The 5,615-nt window shown below is 64.9% G+C and carries 3 protein-coding genes; all 3 read left to right on the top strand.

Annotated features, from left to right (window positions below; genetic code table 11):
• A partial coding sequence (locus tag AB0M52_RS29595) for an RHS repeat-associated core domain-containing protein (protein ID WP_363960568.1) occupies positions 1-3,963 on the top strand: 3,963 nt, incomplete at its 5' end.
• A 74-nt stretch (positions 3,964-4,037) separates the two neighbouring features.
• Positions 4,038-4,721, top strand: a complete 684-nt coding sequence (locus AB0M52_RS29590) for a DUF3592 domain-containing protein (protein WP_363960565.1) — start codon at positions 4,038-4,040, stop codon at positions 4,719-4,721.
• 131 nt (positions 4,722-4,852) lie between these two features.
• Entirely contained in the window at positions 4,853-5,269 is a 417-nt protein-coding gene (locus tag AB0M52_RS29585) for a hypothetical protein (RefSeq protein ID WP_363960562.1), read from the top strand.
• Positions 5,270-5,615 lie beyond the last annotated feature (346 nt).

Raw genomic sequence — 5,615 nt, 5'->3', positions numbered from 1 at the left:
CAGCGTCAGCTCAACGGCTACGTCGCCGACCTGATCGAGAAGACCAGCCCGGAGGGGCGCAAGCACACCTTTGGCTACGAGGACGACGGTGACCTCGCCTGGGTGGTCGACCCGATCGGCAACACCACGCCGGACCCGGACGACTACAAGACCTCCTACACGTACGACGCCTGGGGCCAACTGCTGACGGCAACCGACGCCAACGGCAACACCACGGTCAACGACCTCTTCGACGCCAACGGCTACCCGCAGAAGATCATCGACGCGAAGACGAAGGCCACCACGTTCGCCTACGACGTCCGCGGCAACGTCCTCAAGGTCACCGACCCCTACGAAAAGGAAACCACCCAGACGTACGACACCTTTGGTCGGCCGCTGGAGAACCGGGTCCCGAAGGACCAGACCACCGGCGACATCATCGTCACCCCCGCACCCGAGTACGACCCCAACGACAACGTGCTGAAGTCGTACACGGCCAACGGAGCGGTCGCCGAGGCATCCTACGACCAGGCCGATCAGCTCACCTACATGCTGGCGCCGGTCGATATAGCGGGTGACCCGGAGCGCAAGACCTCCTACACCTACGACAAGGTCGGCAACGTGCTGACCACCACCGAGCCGAAGGGCAACCTCAGCCCCGAGGAGGGTGACTACACCACCACCAACATCTACGACGAGATCTACCAGGTCACCAGCGTCACCAACGCCGAGGGCCACAAGATCACGTACGAGTACGACGAGGCCGGCAACGTCTCGAAGGTCGTCGACCCCCGTAAGAACGCCACGGCCGACACCGCCGACTACACCAACCAGTACGAGTACGACGCGGCCCGCCGCCCGGTCAAGACCATCGACGCGCTGGGCAAGGTCAGCACCACCCGCTACGACCGGGACGGTCTGGTCACCGCGACCACCGACCAACTCGGCAACACCACCGAGGTACTCCTCGATCCGCGGGGCAACCCGCGCGAGGTGAAGGTCCCGCACAAGAACGAGTCCGGCACAATCACCTGGCGCATCACGAAGTACGAGTACGACCAGGCCGGCAACCAGACCCGGGTGATCACCCCACGCGGCGTCGCCACCCCCGAGTCAGAGGACCCGGACGACTTCGCCACGGTCAACGTCTACGACGAGATGCACCGGGTGAAGGAGACCCACACCGCCTACGACAAGGACGACGCCCGCTACAAGACCGCGGACGTCACCACCTACACCTACGACGACGTGGGCCGGCTGACCAAGGTCAGCATGCCCCCGTCAGCCGGCGAGTCGGTCCGCAACGACACCACCTACACCTACTACGACAACGGCTGGGCGAAGACCAGCACCGACCCCTGGAACATCGTCACCAGCTACGACTACGACAAGCTCGGCGCCCAGACCCGGCGAACCGTGACCCCCGCTGGCGAGGCTTCGGGCGGGTCCTCCAACCGGACCATGACCTGGTCCTACTTCCCTGACGGAAAGCTGGCGGCCCGAACCGACAGTGGCGTGCCGGTGGGCCGGCAGTTGGTGTTGGTCGACAACTCCGACTTCAACAACACCACCGCCACCGGCACCTGGACGGTTGCCACGACCGCCGGGAACAAGCACGGCCCCAACTACGCCACGCGCCCGGCCGGCACCGGTTCGAACAGCTTCACATGGCAGCTCAACGTGCCGCAGGCCGGCACCTACGAGGTGTTCACCCGCTATCCGACCGTGGCCGGTGCCGCCGCCGACGCCAGGTACACCGTCAACCATGGCGGTGGTGACACGGCCCGCACGGTCAACCAGACCAGCCAGGCCGGCAACTGGGTCAGCCTCGGCTCCTACACCTTCACCGAGGGCAACAGCCACAAGGTCACCCTCACCGACCAGGCCGGGGGAACCGTCGTCGCCGACGCCGTCAAACTGGTCCGTGACAACTCGGGGGAGACCGACAACGAGGAGGTCGACTACCGCTACGACTACGACCCGAACGGCAACCAGACGACGATCGAGGACCTCAGTCCCGGCGCGTTGATCGACACCTACGAGATGACCTTCACGGGTCTCAACCAGGTGAACGCAGTCCGCGAGTACAAGGCGGACGTGTTGAAGAACACGACGTCGTTCACGTACGACGAGAACGGGTCGCCGTTGGTGGTCGGGCACGACCGGAAGTACGCCACGTACACGTACGAGGCGCGCAACCTCGTGGAGACGGTCATCAACGGGGCCTCGGCGAGTGACCCGGCGCGGAAGACGACCACCTTCACCTACACCGACCGGGGTGAACGTCTCCGGCAGGTCAAGGGCAACGGGAACGTGGTCGACTACACGTACTACCTGGACGGTCTGCCGAAGACCCAGATGGAGAAGACGACCGGCGGCCAACTGGTGGCGGACCACCACATGGAGTACGACCTCAACGGCAACCGGAAGCGCAACACGACGACCAAGATGAACGCCGACGACAACTCGGCCACCCTGAGCACGCAGTACGACTACACCTACGATCCCCGGGACCGGCTCACCTCGGTTTCCAAGACCGGGGCCGGCGCGGGCGTGGAGAACTACGTCCACGACGCCAACAGCAACGTCGTCAGCCAGTCGGTCGACGGGGTCACCACCACCTTCGACTACGACCGCAACCGGCTGCTGACGTCGACGACCTCGGGGATCACGTCCTCCTACAACTACGACCCGTTCGGCCGCCTGGACACCGTCACCTCCGCCGGCACGCTGCTTCAGCGAAACGTCTACGACGGCTTCGACCGGGTGGTGGAGAACCGGACCAGCACGTCGGTCACCACGTTCACCTTCGACCCGCTGGACCGCACCAGGACCGAGACGACCAACGCCGGTACCGCCCAGGCGAAGACCACCACCTTCAACTACCTGGGCCTGTCGCATGACGTGATCGACGAAGAGGTGGCGGGCTCGGTGACGCGCTCGTACCAGTACTCGCCCTGGGGGGAACGGCTCTCCCAGATCACGCACAAGGCGGGGGGCGTCAAGGAGTACGCCTACTACGGATACAACACGCACACCGATGTCGAGGTGCTCACCGGCGCCACCGGAACCACGGTGGCCACCTACGGCTACACCGCCTATGGCAGCGACGACACGGCCCAGTTCACCGGGCTGGATAAGCCGGATCCGGCGAATCTGGACAGGGAGCCGTACAACAGATACCGGTACAACGCGAAGCGGGTGCAGGGCGGTGGCTCCGGGACCTACGACATGGGCTTCCGGAACTACGACCCAGGCCTGAACCGGTTCCTGACCCGGGACAGCTACAACGGCGCCCTGTCCGACATGCGGCTCGGCCTCGATCCGTGGAACGCCAACCGGTACGCGTTCGCCGGCGGCAACCCGATCTCCCGGGTCGAGATCGACGGTCACTCGTCGTGCAGTTGGAACCCGCTCACCTGGGGTGACTGCGCGTCGGACGCCTACAACGCGGTGGACGAGTTCGTCACCAACACGGTTCCCGAGTTCGTGACCGAGGACATCCCGGAGTGGTGGAACGAGACCGCCGTGCCGGCGTTGGAGGATGCCTGGGAGAAGACGAAGGAGGTCGCCAACGACGTCATGGACTCAGAGTTCGTCGCGGGTGCCGCCGACTGGTGGAACAAGTACGGCGGATACGTCGGCCTGGCGGCTGCGGGGCTCTGCATCGTCGTCTCCGCGGGTGCCTGCACCGGTCTCGCGCTGATCGTCGCCGGGACGAGCATCATGTCGCGCGGCTACGGCCTCCGGGAGAAGGAGAAGGCAGGAACCGCCACCACGCTGGACTACACCGAGGCGTACACCTATGCGGGCGTGGACCTCTTGCTGGCGTTCGCGCCCGGACCACGTACGGCGAACGTGAAGCTCGCGGACACGCCCTTCAACCAGTACGTCTACGGGAACGCGATGCAGTTCTCGGCCTGGGGCACTGGGCAGTTGATACCGGGTGGCCTACTGTTTGGCTGGTTCTTGGACGGTAAGTAGCAACTGACGTGCGACCCGTTGGGGCGCCGGTCACTTCCCGGCGCCCCAACGGTCGGTCGAAAGGAGCGCCGCAGGTGACAACCGAGCGTAGTGACCGCCTGGTAAAAGTTCTGCTTCTGGCGACTGTGATGTCAGGCGTCCTGCTTCTGCTCGCGGCGGCGTCGGTGCTGAAGACAATCGACCAGAGAAACGGAGTGTACGAGGACGGGCGGGTTGCCGAGGCGCGGGTGCTGAAAGTGTCACCTGGCCGGGACGGCGAGGCGCAGCTCGAGTACGTGGCAAACGGAGAACGCTATGAAGGGTGGGCCTACTGCGGCGCTTGGTGCCCGGAGGTGGGAGATTCCGTTGAGGTTGAATACGCCGCCAGTAATCCCCGACGGCTGACCCTCCTCGACGACAGAGAATTTTCCCCGATTGCTCTGGCCGGGATCTTCGGCCTGCCGGTTGCTCTACTGGTCCTCGTGCCGTTGCTTCGCCGTGAGGTGAGAAGGGTGATGAGGGTCGCCAATTCGGTGCGCGGCGGGGAGACTTCTCGCGTTGTTCGTCCGACATCTTCTAAAAGTCAGCGCTCGTTCTACCGAAACGGGGCCGGGTTGATCGCCTTGGGGTCTGCGCTGGGCGGCGTGACTATGTCAATTACCCGAGGAGTCACCATCCCGGGCGTCGTTCTGCTGGCTGTTTCCGCTGTTCTCATGGCTGTCTTCGGCTGGCACACGCGTGCCGACATGAGGGCCCGCCGAGTGGCGCGGAGGAGGTGAAGCTTCATGTTCGGCCCAGTTCAATTGCGCCGCGACCTGGCGGTCCCGGGTCAGGGTCGGGGACATCGCGTATTCTTTCAATGGCGCTGACGAGAAAGCCAAGCTTCGATCACGGGAGGGTGGATTCAGCGATGACGCACGACAATCCGGCAGGTGGCGAGGGGGCCATGTCCGTCACCTTCAGCCGCCCGGCCGGTACGTTCCTCTACTCGGCCAGCAAGCCCCGTCTCTCCCTCGACGGCGGGGCGCCGTTGGCGCTGCCCTGGGGCACCCACCGGCTTCCGGTTTCGGCCGGCCAGCACCGGGTGCAGGCCTGGGTCCCGTACCTTCTCCCGAGGCGGGCTGGCCGCGCCGAAACGGTCGTCACGGTCACGTCGGGGCGGACGGCGGACGTGGAATACGTCGCACCCGTGGTCACCTTCGGCAAGGGCTACCTGGGGGTGCCCACCCGGCGAAGGGCGCAGAAATCCAAGGCGGTGGTGGTGTTCAACGGCATTGCCATCGCGATCTTCGTGCTCATGCTGGCGGTCACGTTCCTGGCACGGTGACCACCGGCCGTGTTCCTCGTTGGCAACAGGTGTCGTCTGTGGATGGTGCGCCGGGCGTTGTCTCCGGCGCACCTGCGGCGACCGATGAACGCAGAAAGGGCTGGGTAACAATCCCGACGACTATTGTTGCCAATGGAGCGCCATCGTCGGAAAGTTCGTTACATAGACACGCCGGCATTGCGTGGTGAGATTGATCGCCATCGTCGGGCTTCGATGTGTCTTGTTGCATCCTGCAACCGGCGCCTAGCCTGAGCACGCTCACGGGTTCGACGGGGGAGCGACATCATGCAGGTGGATCTCAGGTTACTCGGCCGGATGCAACTGCTCGTCGAGGGTGTCGATGTCA

Source organism: Micromonospora sp. NPDC051296 (assembly GCF_040682255.1).
In the GTDB taxonomy this organism is placed as follows: domain Bacteria; phylum Actinomycetota; class Actinomycetes; order Mycobacteriales; family Micromonosporaceae; genus Micromonospora; species Micromonospora craterilacus.
The sequence above is the reverse complement of the archived record's forward strand: the minus strand, read 5'-3'. Positions and strand labels throughout refer to the sequence as shown.

Excerpts from the sequence above, each read along its gene's own strand:
- AB0M52_RS29585 (WP_363960562.1), top strand. The coding sequence starts at position 4,853 with ATGACGCACGACAATCCGGCAGGTGGCGAGGGGGCCATGTCCGTCACC.